Raw genomic sequence first — 20,037 nt, forward strand, 5'->3', positions numbered from 1 at the left:
CGCTGGGCCGCCGGTCGCTGGGCCGCCGGTTGCCGTGCCCGGCGGTCCGGACGGGCGAGGGCGTCAGCGCCAGTCGACGCCGGGCAGGGTGGAGCTCCAGGACTCGGCGATCTGGCCGTCGGCGACCCGGTGCACCACCAGCCAGGTGACCACCGAGGGCTGCCCGGTGTCGAGGTTCAGGCCGGTCGTGGTGGCCCTGGTCCAGATCCGGTCCTCGGCGGTCGCCTGGTCGTCGACCGTGGTCGCCGGATCGTGCAGCAGCTGCCAGGACTCGCGGACCTCCCGTTTGAACTGCGCCCGGGTCAGCGACCGGGTCCCGGCGGAGGAGTGCCGCACGTAGGGCTCGGCGATGAGCTCGTCGATCACCGTCAGGTCGCGACGGTTCCACAGCCCGTCCCAGTAGCGCTGGACGATCGAGGTCAGTGCCTGCTGGTCCACGAGGCGCGATCCTAGGGCCGCGGCGGGGGCGCGCGTCGACGGCGCCCCCGCGCGCCGGTGCCCGGGGCGGCCGGCCACCGGCCGGTTCCGGGCAGGGCGGCGGTCGCGGGCGGTCGCCGGCTACTTGATCGCGACCGGGTTGACCGGCGCGCCGCTGCCCTTGGCGACCTTCAGCGGCGCGGCGACGTAGAGGAAGGCGTAGCGGCCGTCCTCGGCGCAGTCCGCGGCCAGCTGCTCGAGGTCGGCGATCTCGGTCAGCGTCACCCCGAGGTTGCGCATCAGCGCGTTGTGCAGCACCAACGCGATCCCGTTGTTGGGGTCGGTGGTCACCTCGTTGGCGATGGTGTCGGTGACCAGGTTCGGGATCTCCATCTCCTGGAACCACTGCACCAGCTCCGGGCTGTAGACCAGGCCGGGCTCGTTGAAGCCCTCGTAGAAGGCGTCCCCGAGGTCGTGGAAGCGCTGGAGGAAGTTCGTCCGGACGACCAGGATGTCCCGTGGCTGGATGGGTGAGCCCTGCGCCTCCGCACAGGCCACCAGGTCCTCGTGGGTGAACGTCTCGCCGTTGTCCAGGCTGGTCTTGCCGCGGAAGCGCGCCATGTCGAGGAGGACGGCGCGGCCCACCACCCCGCGCTGGGCGATCGGCTCGACGCTGGCCTTGTCGAGCCCGCCGATCGTCGTCCGCGCGTCGTAGCCGTTCCACAGCTGCCCGCCGTACCAGAGGTGGCCCAGCGCGTCGTACTGGGTCGACCCCTGCAGGAAGGCGTTGATCTTGTCGTCGGCGTAGTGCACCCCGCCGGGGTAGGCCACGCCCTTGCCGCCCTCGTCCCAGTCGCTCTCGTCGAGGATCTGCGTCCGCACGGCCGGGGTGCGGCCGGGCCACACCGGGTCGCCCTTGGGGTCGCCGATCAGCCGCTGCAGCGTGAAGACCTTGCCCGACGATCAACCTGCTCACCACGAACCCGGGCGAGCTGCTGGACTACGTCAACGTCCCGGTCGGTGGGGGACAGGACCCGACCCAGCCGCTCAAGCCCCTCGTCGCCGTCCCGACGACCACCGGCACCGGTTCGGAGAGCACCACCATCTGCGTGATGGACGTGCTCGGCCAGCGGGTCAAGACCGGCATCAGCTCGGCGCGGTTGCGGCCGACGATGGCCGTCATCGACCCCGACCTCACGGTGACCCAGCCGCCCGGGGTCACCGCCGCGTCGGGCATGGACATCCTGTGCCACGCGCTGGAGAGCTACACCGCGCGCAGCTACACCAGCTACGCGCGCAAGGCGCCGGCCGAGCGGGTGCCCTACTGCGGCGCCAACCCGATCTCGGACATGTGGTCGGAGAAGGCGCTCTCCCTGCTGGCCGACTCCTTCCGCGCCGCGGTCCGCGACGGCGGGAACACCCGGGCGCGGTCGGAGATGGCGATGGCGGCCACCTTCGCCGGCATGGGCTTCGGCAACGCCGGGGTGCACATCCCGCACGCCAACGCCTACCCGATCGCGGGGCAGGTGACGGACTTTCACCCGAAGGACTACCCGAGTGGGGAACCGATGGTGCCCCACGGGATGTCGGTGTCGCTGACGGCGCCGGAGGCCTTCCGGTTCACCTTCGCAGCCTCGCCGGAGCGGCACCTGCGGGCGGCCCGGCTGCTCGCCCCCGACGCCGATGCCCCCGCGGACCCCGCCGAGCTCCTGCCGACGGTGCTCGCGGCGCTGATGCGGGACATCGACATCCCCAACGGCGTCGCGGCGGTGGGCTTCGGCGAGGGGGACATCCCCGACCTGGTGGCCGGGACGATGAAGCAGCAGCGGCTGCTGGCCACCTCCCCGCGTGAGGTGACCGAGGACGACATCGCCGGCATCTTCTCCCGGTCCATGTCCCTGTGGTGACCATGTCCCTGTGGTGATCCCGTCGCGGACCGCTCACCGCCCAGGGACGACGGGGTCGGGACGGTGGAGCGGGCGCTGGGTTGTCCCCGGGTCCTGGAGCCGCCAGGGTGTACGCACCCGTCGAGGACCCATCCGCTGACCGGTCCCCGGAACGGGCCCACCCGAGGAGGCGGCGTGTCCCCCGACGTCATCGGACTCAGCCTGCTGGTGCTCGGCGTCCTGCTCCTGGTCGCCAAGCTCATCCGGATCCGGTCGCGGATCGCCCAGAAGCTCTTCCTCCCCAGCTCGATCATCGGCGGCTTCCTGGCCCTGCTCATCGGCCCGGAGGTGGTCGGCTCGATCGCCGAGGCGATCGGCGGGGAGGACGCCCCGCTGACCGGGGGCCTGTGGCCGGCGGAGTTCCTCGACGTCTGGGCGTCGCTGCCGGGTCTGCTCATCTCCGTCGTCTTCGCGACCCTGTTCCTGGGGGAGCGGATCCCGAAGGTGCGGGAGGCCGCCGAGCTGGCCGGCCCGCAGCTGGCCCTGGGCGTGACCATGGCGTCGGGCCAGTACGTGATCGGGCTGCTGCTGGCCGTGCTGCTCCTGGTGCCCTTCCTCGGCCAGGACCCGATGGTCGGCGCGCTGATCGAGGTGGGGTTCGAGGGCGGTCACGGCACCGCGGCGGGGCTGGGCGACACCTTCGCCGAGCTCGGCTTGCCCGAGGGCCAGGACCTGGCGCTCGGGCTGGCCACCGTGGGCGTCGTCTCCGGCGTCGTCGTCGGCATCGCGCTGATCAACTGGGGGGTGCGGACCGGCCGCGCCCAGGTGCTGGAGAGCGATGCGAAGACCTCGCTGGCCGAGCAGCGCGGGCTCTACGAGAAGGAGGAGCAGAAGCCGGCCGCGATGCTGACGGTGCGCACCGCCTCGGTCGAGCCGCTGGCCATCCACTTCGCGATCGTCGCCGTGGCCATCCTGGTCGGGCTCGCCCTGCTGGAGGGGCTGCAGGCGCTGGAGCGAGCGCTGTGGGCCGACACCGTCGAGCTCTTCGAGTACGTGCCGCTGTTCCCGCTGGCGATGATCGGCGGCGTCGCGGTGCAGAAGCTGGTCGACCGGTTCGACCACACCGGCATCGTCGACCGGCAGATGATGCTGCGGATCCAGGGCATAGCGCTGGACCTGCTGATCATCAGCGCCCTGGCCACGCTGTCCATCCAGGCGATCGCGGACAACTGGGTGACGTTCCTGGTCCTGGCCGTCGCCGGCCTGTCCTGGAACGTGGGCGTCTTCGTCTTCCTGGCCCGCCGGATGATCCCGCGGTTCTGGTTCGAGCGCGGCATCGGCGACCTCGGGCAGTCCCTCGGCGTCACCGCCACCGGGCTGATCCTGATCCGGGTCGCCGACCCCAACGCCGCCACCCCGGCCATGGAGGCCTTCGGCTACAAGCAGCTGGCCTTCGAGCCCTTCTTCGGCGGCGGGCTGGTCACCGCGGCGTCGCTGCCGCTGATCGCGCAGTTCGGCGCCGTCCCGCTGCTGGTCTTCATGGCCGTCCTGCTCGTCGTGTCGCTGGGGATCGGCATCCTCTGGTTCGGGCGACGGACGCCGGCCGAGGAGGAGGCGCGGTCCCCGGGGGGCTGATCATGCGACCGCCAGGCTCCCGGGCGATGCCCTGCGTGTCGACGACCACGACGATGAGCGGGGGCGGGCGGCCGACGTCCTTGACGTCTGCCGATAGGGTGATCGTCGCCTGGTACCGGTTGTCGGCAGCAGGCTGTGCCACCCGGCGTGCAGCCGGTGCGCCTGGGTCGCCGACGGGTCACCCCCATGGGGCGGGACCTGGTTGGAGAACACATGCCGGACGACGGGCAGGACCACCACGACGTCGCGGTGCACGACCCGGGCGCCGGTTCCGGGTCCGGCTTCGCGGACGCGGCGGGCAGGTCCCGCACCGAGAGCCTCGGCGAGCGGGTCCTGGGGTCGCTGCTGGACCGGGCACATCTCATGCCGGCCCGGCTGGTGGGGCCGCTGGTGGCCCAGGAGATCGTCGCCGTCGGCGGTACCGACGTGAGCATCTGGCTGCAGGACTACGACCAGCGGACGCTGCAGCCACTGGACGGTGCAGGTCTCGTCGGCGAGACGACGCCGATCGACGGGAGCTGGCCGGGCCGCGCCTTCACCCAGGACGCCCGCATCGAGCAGGAGCTGCCCGACGGCTCGGTGCGGCTGTACATGCCGATGCTCGACGGCTCGGACCGGGTCGGCGTCCTGGCGTTCACCCTCCCCGGGGTGGACGACAACGACCGCCGGCTCGCCCAGCGGCTGGCCGGACTGACGGCCGACCTCATCGTCACCAAGTCGCTGTACACCGGCACGTTCGCCCGGGTGCGCGCCGCGGCACCGTTGAGCTTGTCGGCCCACCTGCAGTGGCAGACCCTGCCGCCGCTGATCATGACCACGCCGGACGTGGCTCTCGCCGGCATCCTGGAACCGGCGTACGACGTGGGCGGGGACAGCTTCGACTACGCCCTGGACGACCACGTGCTGCACCTGGCGGTGTTCGACGCCATGGGGCACGGGCTGGAGGCGGCGATCATGGCCACCGTCGTGGTCGCCGCCTACCGGCACGGCCGGCGGTCCGCCGCGTCGCTGCCGGACCTGTACGTGCACATGGACGACGTCCTCGGCTCGACGCACCCGGGGCGCTTCGCCACCGCCCAGGTGGGCCGGCTGGACACCGAGACCGGGATCCTCAGCTGGGTGAACGCCGGCCACCCCGCGCCGCTGCGGATCCGGGCGGGCGGCGCGGTCGAGGAGCTGACCGGTCCCATCACCCGCCCCGTGGGGTTCGGGGGCGCCGCGCCGTCGGTGCAGACGACCCAGCTCCTGGCGGGTGACCGGGTGCTGTTCTTCACCGACGGCGTCGTCGAGGAGCGGCTGGCGGACGGGCGGCAGTTCGGGGAGGGCCGGTTGCTGGAGCTCGTCGGGCAGACCAGCGGCGACCGGCTGAGCGTGGCCGAGACGGTCCGGCTGCTCTCGCACTCCCTGATGGCGGCCCGGGGCGGTCGGACCAGTGACGACGCATCGCTGCTGCTGGTGGAGTGGCGCGGTCCGCCGCGGGACGACGAGCTGGCCCGCGGCATCATCGGCGGGCTGCCCGCCGGCGACATCGACAGCTGACGCGTACGCCGTCGCCTGCGCCGGCCGGCCGGCCGGTCCGGCATCGGGCGGGAGCGCCCGGTTCCCGAACAGGGACCGACGGCACTGTCACGGCGCCCTGCCAGGCAGCACACTGGGGCGGTCGGAGTCCAGGACTCCGCTCGGCCCCGGGTCACGGCTCCGTCGACCCGGACCAGCTCCTCCCGACCTGATCCGAGGCACCGATGACCAGCTCAGCACCGCGCCCGACCGGCACCGAGCGCCTGGACCTGCACAACGCGAGCATCGACGAGTCGGCCGCGGCCGCCGGCCACTGCGGCATGACGGACCTGCACGACGGCCGCGTCTGCCAGGAGCCGCAGGACCACGCCGGGAGCTGCGGTTTCGTCGCGCCTTCACCTGGACCGGCTGCCGCGGCGCTCGGCGACCGCTGATCCAGAGCCCCCTGACGTCAGCGGGAGGCGCTCCAGTAGCCGGTCAGCCGGACGCGGTCACGGGGGAGGCCGGTCCCGTGGCGCAGGGCGGTGCGGAGCTCCCGCATGCGCGCGGCCTCCCCGGCGCCGAAGACGAACAGCCCGTCGAGATCGGCGAGGAGCGGGCTCTCGGCCAGGGCCGTCTGCACGCCGTCGAGGAGAGCGGGGGTCGTCCCCGCCGCCGCCCCGGACCGGTGGACCCAGCGCAGCTCGACGCCGGGTCGCACGGGGAGGTCGAGCTGGGTGCCGGCGTCGGCCGTCTCGGCCACGACCACCGCCCGGGCGTCGGCGGCCAGCCCGTCGAGGACGGCGGCCACGGCACCCAGCGCCGTCTCGTCGCACACCAGCAGGTGGGTCCGGACGTCGACCGGCGGGGCATAGCTGCGGCGGGTGCCCCACACGGCCACCGGCGTTCCCGGCTCGGCGGCGGCGAGGCGGCTGCTCACCGCGCCCTCGTCGCCGTGCAGCACGAGCCACACATCGGCCTCGCCGGTGGCGGTGCGCCGCGCGCGCATCGTGTACGCGGCGCGGGGGGCGGCCTCGAGGGGGACCTCGGCCAGGTCGTGGACGGTGAACCCGGGCCGGAGCACCTCGGCCGGCGGATGGGGCATCAGGAAGGCGTACTCGTCACCGCCCTGCAGCGGCAGCGGAGCGAGCCCCGCCAGGGTGATCTCCAGCAGGTTCGGTGCGAGCAGGCGGCTGGCGGAGACCGTCGCCAGCACGGTCGTCATCCCCTGTTCCTCGAGGTGCTCGACCTCGATGGAGGTGAGCGGTTCGCTGGTGCCGACCACCCCGCGCGCGGTCGCCACCAGTCCCATCAGTGCTCCGTAGATCTCCAGCGACGTGCGGGCGGGCGTGGCGAAGGGCACCGGCACCGGCCGATCGGAGCCGTCGGCCCCCGCGACGCTCAGGCGGAGGCCGTCGGGGCCCACGTCCAGGATCTCGGCCGATCGCGCGTCCGGCTGGTGGCCGAGCACCCGGGCGACCAGGAGCACCGTGTCGGCGTGCTCGTCGCCGACGTGGTCGAGACCCTCGGCCAGTTCGGCTGCCTCCTCCGGCGGGAGGTCGACGTCGACGACCGGTAGGGCGGGTGCCGTGGTGCCGTTCACCGGGAACCATCGGCGGGGGTCGGGGCCTGAGGCGTCGTGCTCGCGGGCATGGGGGCCTTCCGGTCGGTGAGGGTGGGGAACCACGCCGGGACGGACCGCATCCGGGACCGTCGTCGGCAGGGTCACGCTCGGCCGACTTAGGTCAGCCTCACCTGCACCAGTCGGACAGGCCCCGTGGGGCCCGCCAGGATTGCGCGCACCGGACCTACCCGGTTCGTCAGACGGTTCCGTCCGCCTCGGCGGATTCGACGGCTTCCTCGCGACTGCTGAACGGCCCTGCGGTGCGGCCGTCAGCGCGGCACGTCCACCGGTAGCCGTCCGGAGCCCGCTCGATGAGGTAGCCGTCCGGGTCGGCGGGGCCGTGGCCCGGGCGTTCGTACGGGTCGGTCATGTGATCACCACGTTCCTGAAACGGACCCCGGCGTACGCGCTGCCGAGGTGGACGACGGGCACGCATCGGTGGGTGGTGTCCGCCATGGTCAGGGTCCCGGTGTGGGTGTCGGTGCGGGTGAATGAGAGTCCCGATCCGGTGACGTTGATCCGCAACTGGACGTAGGTGCCCGTCATCGGCGCCGTTCCCCCCGTCGAGGACGCCAGCGTGGTGGGGACACCGTCGAGGACCCGATGGACGTCCAGGTTGCCGTCTGCCCGCAGGAGGAAGAGGTAGCCGTCGGCGCCGGGCGATGACCCGGACCACGGTCGGTACGGGTGATCGTCGGTGCTCAGGAAGACGAACCCACCGCTCCTGCGGCTGTCCGGGCACGTCTGGTGGATCCGCACGTCCAGGTGCAGCGTGAACTCCTCCGGGTCCGGCGGGGCGAGGAAGCCCATGAGCGTGGAGGTGACGGTGTCGGAGACGTCGAGCCCCCACGAGGAGTCGTCCGGGTAGAACCGACCGCGGCCGGTGTCCGGCAGCATCCCGGGCAGCCAGACCTGACGGGCGAACAGGTCCGAGGTGCGGCGGCCCACGTCCCCCGCGAGGTAGAGGGGGTCGTCGGAGAAGATCGCGTCCACGCCGGCAGCGACGACGGCATCCCGCTGGTGTCGGCGGTTCACCGTGTAGCAGGCCACCTCGATCCCCGCCGCATGTGCCGCCGCGCAGACCCCCGGTGTCACCCGGCCCGCCGGCGGGCCGATCCAGCCGATGCCCTCGGCAGCGGCCCGGGCGACGTCGGTGCTGCCGAGCCAGATGACGCCCCACCCCCGCGAGCGCGCCAGCCGGCAGTCGGCCAGGGCGAAGGACTGGAGCAGCACGGACGCCGGGTGGACACCGTGTCGCTCGAGCGCGTCGATCATCGGGCCCATCGCATCGCTGCTCTTGGCCTCGGCGCAGAGGAGGACGCGGTTGCCGAACTCGGTGAGCACCTCCTCGAACAGCGGAGGGCGCAGCCCGTCGGGCCAGCCTCCGCCGAGGGTGACCGAGGCGTCGATGTCGAGCTGTTTCCAGGACTCCGACGTGTGATCGGCGACGTTGCCGGTGGAGGTGGTCATGCGGTCCACGGTGCCGTCGTGCATGACGCCGAGACCGCCGTCGGCGAGTCTGGACACGTCCTGCTCGATGACCGCTGAGCCCTGGGCCACCGTGACCCGGTAGCCCTCCATCGTGTGCTCGGGCACCTGCAGGGATCCGCCGCGGTGGGCGATGACGAACGGCCGGCTGAGGTCGGCAAAGTCCACGCGCGACCTTAGAACCTGCCCTCGGACCCGCGCAGCGACCTGGTCAGCAGACGGCAGCCGACGCGCGCCGGCACACTGCCGACGTCGGCCGGCTACCCGGCACACCCTCACCGCGGGCGAGGCCGCCCGCCCGCCGCCGGTGCACGCGATGGGCGAGTCCTCGCATGTGCCGGCCTTGGCCGGCGGCCTGGAGAGCGCGCCGCGGCAGGCGTTGCGACAGCGGTCACCCCGTGTTCATGCTCAGCTGGCCCTGCCGTACGTCTAGGTATCTAGACATGCCGTGTCAGCCACACCCGAGCTTGCAGGGACAACGACATGGTGAAGACCAGCTACGCACGGCGCGTCCGCTCCGCATCCGTCCTCGGCCTCATCGCCGGCGGTGCACTGATCGGGTGCGGCACGAGCGCCGCCAGCACCGACTCGGGCGTCGTGAGGTTCGCGGTGACCGACCTGCAGGGCATGGAGGAGCTCCAGCGCGAGTACGGCGCGTTCGAGGAGACCTTCGAGGCCCAGTCCGGGCTGGACCTGGAGTTCTACGCCGTCACCAGCCGCACCGCCGCCGCCGCCGCCCTCGAGTCCGGCGAGGTGGACGTGGTCTTCACCGGCCCGGCCGAGTACGTGGTGATCCACGAGCGCACCGACGCCGAGCCGCTCGTGGCGATCAAGCGCGACGGCTACCACTCCTGCATCTACACCAGGACCGACACCGGCGTGACGACGCTGGCGGACCTGGCCGGCGAGAAGATCGCGATGAGCGACATCGGGTCGACCAGCGGCCACCTCGGCCCCTCGCAGATGCTCGTTGACGCCGGCGTCGACCCCCTCGAGGACGCCGAGACGGTGATCGCCGGGGACGCGGTGCACGAGGCGCTGAAGCGGGACGACGTCGCTGCGGTCGGCATCGGCTGCCACGACTACGAGGAGTTCATGGCCGCCGAGGAGGACCCCGGCGCCTACACGCTGATCGCCGAGGGGGAGGACCTCCCGCCGGACGTCGTCATGGCACGGGCCGACCTTGACGAGGAGACCAAGACCACGGTCCGCGACGTCTACACCGAGCACTTCCCCGAGCTGCTCACCGCGATGCTCGAGGGCGAGGACAACGCCAAGTACGGGAACGCGACGGTCGTGGAGGTCAGCGACGCCGACTACGACGTGGCGCGCTCGATGTACCAGGCCATCGGGGTCGACGACTTCAGCGAATTCATCGGGGACTGACCGATGGCCAACGGCATCCAGGTGCGCGGGCTCGAGATGCGGTACCGCGACAAGCAGGTGCTCCGCGGCGTCGACCTCGACGTGCCGCCCGGCCAGATCGTCGCCCTGGTCGGTGCGAACGGCGCCGGCAAGTCCACCCTGCTGCGCGGTCTGGTGCGGCTCGTCGAGCCCACGGCCGGCACCGTCCGGATCGGGGACTCCGACGTCCGCGCCGCAGGCCAACGCCAGCTGCGGGCGATCCGGCAGGATGTCGGGTTCGTCTTCCAGCACTTCAACCTGGTCGACCGGCTGAGCGCCTTCGACAACGTCACCCACGGTGCCATCAGCAGGCGCGGCCGGGCGTGCGCCCTCCCCGCCCTGGCGCCCGCCGACGTCCGCCGGGAGTCGATGGCCTGCCTCGAGCGAGTGGGCCTGGCCGACCTCGCCGGGCGCCGGGTGGACACCCTCAGCGGCGGCCAGCGCCAGCGGGTGGCCATCGCCAGGGTGCTCATGCAGCAGCCCACGGTGGTGCTGGCCGACGAGCCGGTCGCCAGCCTCGACCCGCGCTCAGGGGAGTCCGTGATGACGCTGCTGCGGGAGATCGCCACGGAGAACGGCATCACCGTGGTGGCCGCGCTGCACCAGGTGGACTTCGCCGTGCGGTTCACCGAGCGGATCATCGGGCTCCGCGACGGCCGGATCAGCTTCGACCAGCAAGCCGCGACGTGCCCGGTCACGGAGCTCGCCGCGGTCTACGACGAGCGGCTCCCCGTCCTGGAACAGGCCTCGTGACCACCGCACCGACCACCGAGCCGCCCGTGGCGGGGGCGACGGGGCACGCTCCGCCGGCCCGGCTGCGCCGGCCGGGCATCAGGTCCTTCCTCGGCCTCGTCGTCGTCCTGGGTCTCCTCGGTCACGGCTGGGCCGAGGGCGTCGTCCTCCAGCCCGCAGACCTGGTCGAGGGGGCGACCCGGCTCTCCGGCTTCGTGGGCGACGCCTTCCCGCCGGACCTCGACCGGGTCCAGGCGGTCGCGCTCTCCCTGCTGACCACCGTCGAGATCGCCCTGCTCGGCACCATCCTCGGCGTGCTGCTCAGCCTCCCGCTCGGGGTGCTGGCGGCGCGCAACACCAGTCCGCACCGCGTGGTCTACACGCTGACCCGCGGGCTCATCTCGATCTGCCGCACCATCCCGGACCTGGTCTGGGCACTGCTGTTCGTGGTGGCGGTCGGCCTCGGGCCCAAGGCCGGTGTCCTCGCCATCACGGTCGACGTGCTGGGGCTCTGCGGCAGGTTCTTCGCCGAGGCCATCGAGGAGGTGGACCGCGGCGTCCTCGACGGCATGCGCTCCAGCGGCGCACCGCGCTGGGCGGTGGTGCTGGGCGCCGTCGTCCCGACCTGCCTGCCCTCCTTCGTCGGCACGTCGATGTTCGCGCTGGAGGGAGCTGTGCGCTCGGCGGTGACCATCGGACTGGTTGGCGCCGGGGGCATCGGCATCGAGCTCGCCGTCTCGATGTCCCTGCTGCGCTACGACGAGGCGCTGACCATCATCCTCGCGATCTTCGTGGTCGTGCTCGGCGTCGAACGGCTCTCTGCCGCACTGAGGCGGCGCATCATGGAAGGAGTTCCGCGATGAGACGTGGCCTCGTCGACCGGGTGTCCGGCGTGCCCCTGTACGGCCAGATCGCCGACGACCTGGAGTCCCGGCTGCGCGAGGTCTACGCCCCGGGTGACCTGCTGCCCCCGGTGGCGGCGCTCGCCGATGAGTACGAGGTCAACCGGCTCACCGTGCGCGAGGCGCTGGGCGTGCTGGCCCGCCGCGGGCTGGTCCGGACGGTCAAGGGCAAGGGCACGTTCGCGGCCCTGCCGACCATCCGGTTCACCGTGCAACCGGGCGAGGACGCCAGCCTCACCGCGGCCATGGCCGGCGCCGGGCGGACGGTGGAGAACCAGGTCCGCAGCGTCACCACCGACCCCGACGAGGTGGTCCGGGCGCAACTGGGGGCGGCCGGGCCGGTGCACCGGTTCGAGAGCGTGCGGTACGTCGACGGCGCACCCTGGTCGATCACGGTGACCTGGGTGGACCCCGCGCGCTTCCCCGGCCTGGACGAGGCCTGGCAGGGCGGCTCGCTGCACGCGCTCCTCCTCGAGCGGTACGGCGTCCGGATGTCCCGGTCGGCCCGCTCGTTCGCGGCGCTGACCGCCGAACCGGACGAGGCCGCCGTCCTGCAGGTGCCGGTGGCCTCGCCGGTCCTGCGGGTCCGCGGCGGCAACGTCGACCAGGACGGCGTCGTCGTGGCCGTGGTCGAGCACCGGTTCCGCGGCGACCGGGTCGAGTTCGCGGTGGACCCGTCGTGACGCCGGAGGAGCGCTACCGCGCACTCGCCGACGTCCCGGCCGCCGAGGTGGAGCGGCTCGCCGACCGGATCCTGGCCGGCGACCCTGCCGTGGAGGTCCTGGCCGGCCCGGAGGTGGTGTCGGCCCCGCTCCGGTACCAGCTGAGCGACACCGGGTCGACCGCGGTGCTCGGCCACCTCGCCCTCACCACCTGCGCGGTGACCGTCGCCGGCGTCCGGGGAGACGGGATCCGGCCCGGCCGCGATCTGCCCGCCGCCGTCGCGGCCGCGGTCTGCGACGCCGAGGCCGAGCGTTCCGGCGGCCTCACCGAGGAGGTGCTGCGGCTGTGCGCGGCCGCGCGGTCCGCCGCCGGGCGGCGGCACGCGGAGCGCGCGGCCGTGGTGTCCGCCACCCGCGCCGGTGGTGCCGCATGAGGTGGGACGACGTGCACGACAGCCGCGCGGTGTTCCTCCACCTGCTCGCCGCGCAGTGCTCGCCCGGACGGGCCGTCGGGCCGCTCGACGGCCCCGGGGTGCTGGCCGAACCGGCGCTGGACGGCGCCGCCGCGCTGCTCATGGCCTTGACGGACGCCGGCACGACGGTCGCTGCCGCGGACCGGGACGCGGCCACGGTGGTCGCCGCCGCCGCGAGCCACACCGGTGCGCCGACGGCCGAGACCGCCGCGGCCGACTTCGTGGTGGTCATCGACGACGTGCCGGCCGCGGTGTCCGTCGCCCGGCGGGGGACCGCCGCCCAACCGGAGACCAGCGCCACCGTGGTCGTGGTCGACCGTGGCCGCGACACGGCGGTCGCGACGCTCAGCGGCCCCGGCATCGCTGACCGCGTGTCCGCCGACCTGCCGGCCGGCCTCGCCCGGCTGCGCTCGGGCGCCCGCACCGGAGACCGCCGGGGCGTCGACGTCTTCGTCGTCCGGGGCGACCGGGTGCTGGCGCTGCCGCGGACCACCCACGTCGAGGTGGTGCGCTGATGTACGCCACCATGCGCGACGAACCGCACGTCATCGCCGCCCGGGAGATCGCCGCCGCGCGGGCACGGATCGGCACGCCCACCGGCCTGCCCCTGCTGGAGCAGCAGGTCTGTGCCGAGGCCGGGATCTGGGCGCTGGACGCGGCCCGCCGGGCGCTGGGCCAGGCCGAGGGCGACGTGCCGAGGGCGGTCGCACTGCTCAAGGTCTGGGCGGCCACCCTGCCGCACCTGGCCACCGAGCCGGTGCGGCCGGAGGACGTGACGATCGTCCGGCGGATCTCCTCGGCCTACCAGGACGTGCCGCACGGCCAGTGGCTCGGGCTCGCGCCCGATTTCGCGCCGCGGGTCCTCACCTGGGACGACGACCCGACCACCGACTCGACCGACGACGCTGCCGGGAGCCCGGGGCCCTCGCCGGAGGCGACCGGGGGAGGGACGTCGGGTCCGGCGACGCCCCGCCGCAGCACCACCACCCGGGTGCGGAGGCTGCTCGAGCACCTCCCGCTCCGGGTGGAGGACGGCGGCCGGGACGGCGCCGACCCGGCGGTCACGATGCCGGTGCCGCCGTACGACCGGTCGACCCGCGCCGCGCTGCTGGCCCGCGGCGAGACGGCCAGCCTGGTCTCCCTCGCGTCCCTGGTCCTCGGCCGGCGGCGCGAGGCGGTCCTGGCCGAGCTGACCGTCAACGACGTCCATCTGCGGGTGCGGCACCCACGCACCGGGGTCGCGGTCGCGGTCGCGGAGGTCCCGGTCGCGGAGGCCGAGGCGGTCCTCGACGCCGACGTCGACGGCGGGCCCGGGTTCGCCATCGGCTGGGGCGCCTCGCTCGGGTCGGCCGAACGTCGGGCGATCGCCATCGCGCTCGTCGACGGCGCCATGCAGGCCGACGAGGGGCTGGACGAGGTCATCGCACTGGACGACGAGACGGTGGTGACCGCCGTCGACGGCTCGGCCAACAACGGCTTCGTGGAGCACCTGCGGCTGCCGCACCATGCGAGCTTCGCCTCGTACCTGGACCAGGTGCACAGCGGGCGACGGGAGGACCGATGACCTCGGTGCGCGAGCTCGCTGCGGCCCACGGCCGCACCGAGTCCTACGGCCACCTGGACGAGGGCACCAAACGGCACGTCCGCCGGGCGCTGCTCAAGGCGCTGGCCATCCCCGGCTGGCAGGTGCCCTTCGCCTCCCGCGAGATGCCGGTCGCGCGGGGCTGGGGGAGCGGCGGGCTGCAGGTGACGCTGTCGCTGGTCGGCCCGGACGACCGGGTCAAGGTGATCGACCAGGGGGACGACCACTCGGCCAACGCCGCCTCGATGCGCGACCTGATCACCCGGACGACGGGTTCGACCCCCACCACCGTGACCCGCGAGGCGACCATCGTGCAGAGCCGCCACCGGCTGCCGGAGGTCGAGCTGCGCCCCGATCAGCTGCTGGTGCTCCAGGTGCCGCACCCCGAGCCGCTGCGCCGCACCGTCCCCGGCGAGACGGCGGCCCGGCTGCACCACGCGGCGGGCGACTACACCCCGGCCTGGCTCGCCCTCTACGACGACGAGGCCCGGCACGGCGGTCCCGTCGGCGGTGCCGACCACCCGGTGCTGGTGGATGGCAGCACCCTGATGAGCCCCAGCCCCGTGCCGCGGTACGACGTCCTGCGCCTGGACGACCTGCCCCACGCGGTGCTGCTGGGCGCGGGCCGGCGCAGCCGGGTCATGGCGGTGCCTCCGCACACCTCGGTCCGGCCACTCGCCTTCGACCACCGTCCGCTGGCCGCGGAGCGGGCCGACGAGTGCTGCAGCCGGTGCGGGTCCGTGGACTCCTACCGCGTGCTCGTGCCCTCCGACCAGGGCCAGGACTGGCGCTGCAGCGACACCGACGCCTGCCGAGAGAGAGGGACCCGATGACGGGACTCGCCGCACCGGACCTGATCGGGGCGATCGGTCTGACGCCCCCGCCGCCGCTGGTCTCGGTGCGCGGACTGTCGCACGCCTACGGCCGCGGCTGCCCGGAGTGCGCGGACCGCACGGGCGCGGCGCGGGGGACCAGCCAGTGCCCGGTCTGCCAGACCGTCATCGGCGTCCGCGATGCGTCGTTCGAGGTCGGCTCAGGGGAGGTGCTCGGCATCGTCGGGGAGTCCGGTTCGGGCAAGACGACCCTGCTCCGCATCCTGCACCTGGACCTGGCCCCGAGATCGGGGGAGATGCACGTCGACGGCCAGGGCGACCTCTTCCGGTCGCCCACGCCCCGGGCCGAGCTGCAGCGGTCGACGGTGGTCATGGTGCACCAGAACGCGCTGGCCGCCGGGCTGTCGGTGCACCTCGCGGCCGAGTCGAACGTCGCCGAGCGGCTGCTGGCGACCGGCGATCGCGAGTTCGGGGCGGTGCGCGCCCGGGCCCGGGCGCAGCTGACCGAGCTGGGGATCGCCGCCTCCCGGCACAGCGACCCGCTGCACACCTTCTCCGGTGGCATGCAGCAGCGGGTGCAGCTGGCCCGTGCGCTGGTGTCACCCCCACCGGTGCTGCTGCTCGACGAGCCGACCACCGGCCTGGACCCGTCGGTGCAGGCCGAGCTGCTGGAGACCATCCAGCGCGTCACCGACCAGCTCGGCTCGGCCACGGTCGTCGTCTCCCACGACCTCGACGTGGTCCGCGTGCTCGCCGACCGGATCATGGTGATCACCTGCGGCGAGATCGTCGAGGAGGGGGTCACCGGCCAGGTGCTGAGCGACCCGCAGCACCCGTACACCCAGCTCCTCGTCTCGAGCGTGCTGCGGTGACCGCGGGGATCCGGGTGCGCGGCCTCGGCAAGACGTTCGCCGACGGCAGCACCGCGCTGCGGGAGGTCTCCTTCGGGGTGCGGGCCGGAGAGCTGGTCACGGTGAGCGGGCCGCGCGACAGCGGCAAGAGCACGCTGGTGCGCTGCCTGGTCGGGGTCTGTCGCCCCAGCTGGGGCGAGATCGACCTGCAGGTCGACGACGAGCTGGTCGAGCTGGTCGGCACCCCGGCCCGGACGCTGGCGTGGCTGCGCCGCCACCTGTTCGCCGACTTCACCGGGCCGATGGTGGCGCCGCCCCGGCAGCTCGCGCATGCCGCGGTCGCCCGCGCCGCCCACGTCACACCTGGCGAAGCGAGGGGCGCCCTGGCCCGGGTCGGTCTGGAGCACGTGGCCGACCAGCCGCTGGGTCGGCTGAGCGGCAAGCAGCGCTCCGCGGTGTCGCTGGCCACCGCGCTGGCCTCGCCGGCGCCGGTGGTGGTGCTGGACGAGCCGTGCTCCGTGGCGCCCCCGCACGTCGTCCTGGACTGGGTCCAGGACCGCTGTGCCACCGGCGCCACCGTCGTGGCGACCACCGCCGTCGGTGACCTGCCGGCCGGCTGGCCGCCCGTCGACCTCACCCTGCCGCCGCCCGCCCCCGGTCGCCGGTCCCACCCCGATGGAAGGGCACGACGATGAGCCGCAGCACCGTGATCACCGACGTCACCGTCGTACCCGGAGGTGGCGCCCCGCAGCTGCGCGGCGCGACCGTGGTGCTCGACGCCGACGGGATCGTGACCGAGATCGAGGCCACCGGCCCGGCTGGTGGCCGGTTGCTCGTCCCCGGCGGCGTCGACCTGCACCTGGACAACCTGACCGAGCGGCGCCGCCCGCGCGCCACCGTCCTGCTCGAGCAGGCCGCGGTGCTGTCGGTGCTGGACGCCGAGTGCGCCGCCGCCGGCATCTCCACGGTCTGCATCGCCGCCCGGTGCGAGGACGCGCCGGGGAAGGGCGTGCACATCGCGGACGCGGTGGCGCTGGCCCGGGTCGTCGAGCAGCTGGCGCCGTCCCTGGCTTGCGACTGGCGGATCCACGCCCGCGTCGAGGTCACCGACGACGCCGCGCTCCAGGCGTTGGAGGACGTGCTCGGTGCCTCCACGCGGGTCGCGATCGTGTCGATGATGGAGAACTCGGTCGAGCGGAGCCGGTTCGCCACCCACGAGGAGCGCCGGTCCTTCTACGCCGCGGACTGGGGGGTGTCCGTGACCGAGGTGGACGCGCTGATGTCGGTCGGCAGTGACGACCCGGGCCGCGTCGCCGAGCGCCGCGCCCACGCGGCGCGGCTGGCCCACGAGGCGGGCGCCGTGCTCGCCAGCCACGACGACCGCCACGTCGCCGACGTCGAGGAGGGCCGGGCACTGGGCGCCACCGTCTCGGAGTTCCCGCTGTCGCTGGAGGCCGCCCGGCATGCCCGGGCGCAGGGCATGCTCACGGTGCTCGGCGCACCCAACGCCGTCCGCGGCCGGTCGACGTCGTCGGCGAACGTCCTGGTCGCCGACGCGGTGGCCGCGGGCGTGGTCGACGTGCTGTGCTGCGACTACCTGCCGTTCGCCCTCCAGGCGGCACCGCAGGCCCTCGCCCAGCAGGGCGTGCTGCCGCTGGAGCGCGCCGTCGACCTGGTGTCCACCGCTCCCGCCCGGGCCATCGGACTGCCGTCGCCGGAGATCGTCGTCGGCCGGCCGCTGACCGCCGCGCTGGGCACCGTCGCTGGCACCACGTTCATGGGCGAGGCGCTGTGGCGCGACGGTCGCCAGGTGTTCAGCCGGACGCAGGACCGCGCCCCCCGACTGGCAGCGGTGGCCGGGTGAGCACGGCCCACCCGGTCCTGACCGAGGTCGCCGACGCAGCGGTCCAGGCCCACCGCGAGGCCCACCGCCACCACGACCGCACCGCGCTCGCGGCCACGGTGTTCGAGGGGGCCGACGGGACGCCCACCATGCTCGTCGACGTGCTCGTCGAGGACGCCGTCATCGCGGCGACCGCACGGCTGGGCGTGAACCTGCTGTCCGAGGAGCGCGGCTGGCTCGACCGTGGCTCGGCGCTGACGCTGGTGGTCGACCCGGTCGACGGCTCGGCCAACGCCGCGGCCGGCGTGCCGCTGAGCTGCTTCAGCGCCGCGGTCGCGGTGGACGGGACGTTCACGCACGCGCTGACCTCGTGGCTGCACACCGACGAACGGTGGTGGGCGGCCGCCGACGAGCCGGCCTACCGGACGAGCGGCTGCGCGGACCTGCGCTCCGCCGCGGTCTCCCTGCTCCGCCCGCACGACCGCAACCGCACCGCCTGGCAGCGGGTCGCGAGCCGGGCGGCCCGGGTGCGGGTGCTCGGCTGCAGCACGCTGGACGCCGTCCTGGTCGCCACCGGGGCCACCGACGCGTTCATCGACGTCGCGAGCGACACCCACCGGCTGGTCGACCTCGCCGCGGCGCTGGTGATCGTCCCGGCCTCCGGTGGCGTGGTGCGGGACCTGCACGGCCGCCCGCTCGAGTTCGACACCGACCTGACCCGACGCTGGAGCGGGGTGGTGGCGGCGACCGAGGCGCTCGCCGACGAGCTGTGCGCCGTCGCCGCCGAGGGCCCGGTCATGGAGCAGCGCTCCTGACCTGGCACGACGACGTCGGTCCCGGTCCGCGACCCCGCCGCGTCCTGGCGGCCCTGTGCGTGACCGTGACGATGAGCTACGGGGTGCTCTACTACGCCTTCACCGTCCTCGCACCAGCGATCGTCAGCGACACCGGCTGGTCGGCAACGGCCGTCACCGCGGCGTTTTCCGGGGGCAGCGTCCTGGGCGCGGTCGGGGGCATCGCCGTCGGCCGGCTGCTCCAACGGTGCGGGCCGCGTCCGGTGATGACGACCGGGAGCCTCCTCGGTGCCGGGGCGATCGCCGCGGTCGCCCTGGCGCCGAGCTACCCGGTCTTCGTCGTGGCCTGGCTGGTGGTCGGCGCAGCCGGTGCGGGCACCTCCTATCCGCCCGCCTTCGCCGCTCTGACGCAGTGGTACGGCGGCCGCCGGGTCCGGGCGATCACGACGCTCACCCTGGTCGCCGGGTTCGCCTCGACGGTCTTCGCGCCGCTCACCGCCCTGCTGGGCGAGGGACTCGGCTGGCGCGGCGCCTACCTGGCGCTGGGCGGTGCCTACCTGGTGCTCACCGTCCCGGTCCACCTGCTGGCGCTCGGTCTGCCCTGGCGCCCGGCGGTGCACCGGCAGCACGGCCCCCCGGACCGCCAGGTCGTGACCAGCCGCCCCTTCGTCATGCTCACCGCCGCGGGGGCGCTGGCATCGCTGGTCTCCTACGCCTCGCTGGTCCACCTGGTCCCGCTGCTGATCGACCGCGGGATGGACGTGCAACTGGCGGCGTGGGCACTCGGGCTCGGTGGCGCAGGGCAGGTCGCCGGGCGGCTCCTCTACCCGGCGCTGGACCGCCGCCTGCCCCCGAATCCACGTGCCGTGCTGGTCCTGACGGCCATGGCGCTGGCGATGGTGGCACTGGCCGTCGTCCCCGGACCCGCGGCGCTGCTCGTCGCGGTCGCCGTCCTCAGCGGAGCCGCACGGGGACTGTTCACCCTGGTCAGCGCCTCCGTCGTCGCCGACCACTGGGGGTCGGACCGGTACGCCGCACTGAACGGGGCCTACAGCGCGCCGCTGGGCGTCGCCGCGGCGCTGGCCCCCGCGTTCGGAGCCGCCGTCGCCGCCGCTGCGGGGGGACCGACCGCCCTCTTCGCCGTCCTCGGGGTCCTCGCGCTCGTGGCAGCTGCCCTCGCTGCCAGCGCCGGTTCCCCGGACAGCCACCTCAGCCAGGGAGCTGGTGTTGCGGACGGCAGCCGGCGCCGGTGATCCAGCCACCGGTGGGGAGACCAGCCGGCGACCGGACGACGACGAGCGGGCCGCCGGTGCGGTGGACCGGCCGCCCACCGGACGTACGGGCGGGCGCCACGAGCGGCACAACCCCCACGGCCCTGAGGCTGTGGGGGTTGTGCAAGGTGTGTCCGAGGGGC

22 protein-coding genes are annotated in these 20,037 nt (G+C 74.0%); 17 read left to right on the forward strand and 5 right to left on the reverse strand.

Annotated elements, in window-relative coordinates:
• Nucleotides 1-63: 63 nt before the first annotated feature.
• The gene (locus ACI79U_RS00105) at nt 64-438 is read right to left on the reverse strand and encodes an ester cyclase (protein WP_457065386.1); all 375 of its coding nucleotides are present in this window, start codon (nt 436-438) and stop codon (nt 64-66) included.
• A 120-nt stretch (nt 439-558) separates the two neighbouring features.
• Nucleotides 559-1,323: a cyclase family protein gene (locus tag ACI79U_RS00110; protein ID WP_457065384.1), complete on the reverse strand. Its 765-nt coding sequence runs from the start codon at nt 1,321-1,323 to the stop codon at nt 559-561.
• 89 nt (nt 1,324-1,412) lie between these two features.
• Between ACI79U_RS00110 and ACI79U_RS00115 the strand changes: the two genes are divergently transcribed.
• The 4 genes from ACI79U_RS00115 to ACI79U_RS00130 all read left to right on the forward strand — a co-directional run bounded on the left by ACI79U_RS00115 (nt 1,413) and on the right by ACI79U_RS00130 (nt 5,890).
• Entirely contained in the window at nt 1,413-2,324 is a 912-nt protein-coding gene (locus ACI79U_RS00115) for a hydroxyacid-oxoacid transhydrogenase (RefSeq protein ID WP_457072778.1), read from the forward strand.
• A 174-nt stretch (nt 2,325-2,498) separates the two neighbouring features.
• Nucleotides 2,499-3,938: a sodium/glutamate symporter gene (locus tag ACI79U_RS00120; RefSeq protein WP_457065382.1), complete on the forward strand. Its 1,440-nt coding sequence runs from the start codon at nt 2,499-2,501 to the stop codon at nt 3,936-3,938.
• A 213-nt stretch (nt 3,939-4,151) separates the two neighbouring features.
• Nucleotides 4,152-5,477, forward strand: coding sequence for a PP2C family protein-serine/threonine phosphatase (locus ACI79U_RS00125; RefSeq protein ID WP_457065380.1), 1,326 nt, complete (start codon nt 4,152-4,154; stop codon nt 5,475-5,477).
• Between the two features lie 203 nt (nt 5,478-5,680).
• Entirely contained in the window at nt 5,681-5,890 is a 210-nt protein-coding gene (locus ACI79U_RS00130; RefSeq protein WP_457065378.1) for a hypothetical protein, read from the forward strand.
• A gap of 17 nt (nt 5,891-5,907) precedes the next feature.
• Here the strand turns inward: ACI79U_RS00130 and ACI79U_RS00135 are convergent, their stop codons facing one another.
• The 3 genes from ACI79U_RS00135 to ACI79U_RS00145 all read right to left on the reverse strand — a co-directional run bounded on the left by ACI79U_RS00135 (nt 5,908) and on the right by ACI79U_RS00145 (nt 8,715).
• Nucleotides 5,908-7,038, reverse strand: coding sequence for an SIP domain-containing protein (locus ACI79U_RS00135; protein WP_457065376.1), 1,131 nt, complete (start codon nt 7,036-7,038; stop codon nt 5,908-5,910).
• 217 nt (nt 7,039-7,255) lie between these two features.
• Complete coding sequence (locus ACI79U_RS00140) at nt 7,256-7,429, reverse strand: hypothetical protein (RefSeq protein ID WP_457065374.1); 174 nt, start codon at nt 7,427-7,429, stop codon at nt 7,256-7,258.
• On the reverse strand, nt 7,426-8,715 hold the full coding sequence (locus ACI79U_RS00145) for a glycerophosphodiester phosphodiesterase (RefSeq protein ID WP_457065372.1): 1,290 nt from the start codon (nt 8,713-8,715) through the stop codon (nt 7,426-7,428). Before ACI79U_RS00145 ends, ACI79U_RS00140 begins: the two co-directional genes overlap by 4 nt.
• A 315-nt stretch (nt 8,716-9,030) precedes the next feature.
• Between ACI79U_RS00145 and ACI79U_RS00150 the strand changes: the two genes are divergently transcribed.
• From ACI79U_RS00150 to ACI79U_RS00210, 13 genes are read left to right on the forward strand one after another with little or no spacing between them, the layout of a single operon-like run.
• Nucleotides 9,031-9,933, forward strand: coding sequence for a phosphate/phosphite/phosphonate ABC transporter substrate-binding protein (locus ACI79U_RS00150; RefSeq protein ID WP_457065370.1), 903 nt, complete (start codon nt 9,031-9,033; stop codon nt 9,931-9,933).
• A gap of 3 nt (nt 9,934-9,936) precedes the next feature.
• Nucleotides 9,937-10,704: a phosphonate ABC transporter ATP-binding protein gene (gene phnC / locus ACI79U_RS00155; protein ID WP_457065368.1), complete on the forward strand. Its 768-nt coding sequence runs from the start codon at nt 9,937-9,939 to the stop codon at nt 10,702-10,704.
• A complete protein-coding gene (gene phnE, locus ACI79U_RS00160) occupies nt 10,701-11,546 on the forward strand; it encodes a phosphonate ABC transporter, permease protein PhnE (protein WP_457065366.1) in 846 nt (281 codons plus the stop codon). Before phnC ends, phnE begins: the two co-directional genes overlap by 4 nt.
• A complete protein-coding gene (locus ACI79U_RS00165; RefSeq protein WP_457065364.1) occupies nt 11,543-12,268 on the forward strand; it encodes a GntR family transcriptional regulator in 726 nt (241 codons plus the stop codon). Before phnE ends, ACI79U_RS00165 begins: the two co-directional genes overlap by 4 nt.
• Nucleotides 12,265-12,681 (forward strand): phosphonate C-P lyase system protein PhnG, encoded by a 417-nt coding sequence (locus ACI79U_RS00170; protein ID WP_457065362.1) that lies wholly within the window; start codon nt 12,265-12,267, stop codon nt 12,679-12,681. The genes ACI79U_RS00165 and ACI79U_RS00170 overlap by 4 nt, the downstream gene beginning before the upstream one ends.
• Nucleotides 12,678-13,235, forward strand: coding sequence for a phosphonate C-P lyase system protein PhnH (gene phnH, locus ACI79U_RS00175; RefSeq protein ID WP_457065360.1), 558 nt, complete (start codon nt 12,678-12,680; stop codon nt 13,233-13,235). Before ACI79U_RS00170 ends, phnH begins: the two co-directional genes overlap by 4 nt.
• Nucleotides 13,235-14,284, forward strand: a complete 1,050-nt coding sequence (locus ACI79U_RS00180) for a carbon-phosphorus lyase complex subunit PhnI (RefSeq protein ID WP_457065358.1) — start codon at nt 13,235-13,237, stop codon at nt 14,282-14,284. The genes phnH and ACI79U_RS00180 overlap by 1 nt, the downstream gene beginning before the upstream one ends.
• Complete coding sequence (locus ACI79U_RS00185; RefSeq protein WP_457065356.1) at nt 14,281-15,135, forward strand: alpha-D-ribose 1-methylphosphonate 5-phosphate C-P-lyase PhnJ; 855 nt, start codon at nt 14,281-14,283, stop codon at nt 15,133-15,135. The genes ACI79U_RS00180 and ACI79U_RS00185 overlap by 4 nt, the downstream gene beginning before the upstream one ends.
• Entirely contained in the window at nt 15,132-16,007 is an 876-nt protein-coding gene (locus ACI79U_RS00190; RefSeq protein WP_457065354.1) for an ATP-binding cassette domain-containing protein, read from the forward strand. Before ACI79U_RS00185 ends, ACI79U_RS00190 begins: the two co-directional genes overlap by 4 nt.
• Nucleotides 16,004-16,681 (forward strand): ABC transporter ATP-binding protein, encoded by a 678-nt coding sequence (locus ACI79U_RS00195; RefSeq protein ID WP_457065352.1) that lies wholly within the window; start codon nt 16,004-16,006, stop codon nt 16,679-16,681. The genes ACI79U_RS00190 and ACI79U_RS00195 overlap by 4 nt, the downstream gene beginning before the upstream one ends.
• Nucleotides 16,678-17,850: an alpha-D-ribose 1-methylphosphonate 5-triphosphate diphosphatase gene (locus ACI79U_RS00200; protein WP_457065350.1), complete on the forward strand. Its 1,173-nt coding sequence runs from the start codon at nt 16,678-16,680 to the stop codon at nt 17,848-17,850. The genes ACI79U_RS00195 and ACI79U_RS00200 overlap by 4 nt, the downstream gene beginning before the upstream one ends.
• Nucleotides 17,847-18,644 carry an inositol monophosphatase family protein gene (locus ACI79U_RS00205; RefSeq protein WP_457065348.1) on the forward strand — a complete coding sequence of 266 codons (798 nt, stop codon included), beginning with the start codon at nt 17,847-17,849 and terminating at the stop codon, nt 18,642-18,644. Before ACI79U_RS00200 ends, ACI79U_RS00205 begins: the two co-directional genes overlap by 4 nt.
• Nucleotides 18,645-18,703: 59 nt before the next feature.
• Entirely contained in the window at nt 18,704-19,876 is a 1,173-nt protein-coding gene (locus ACI79U_RS00210; RefSeq protein ID WP_457065346.1) for an MFS transporter, read from the forward strand.
• The last annotated feature ends 161 nt before the right edge of the window (nt 19,877-20,037 follow it).

The sequence above is a fragment of the Modestobacter sp. SYSU DS0904 genome, assembly GCF_054051115.1.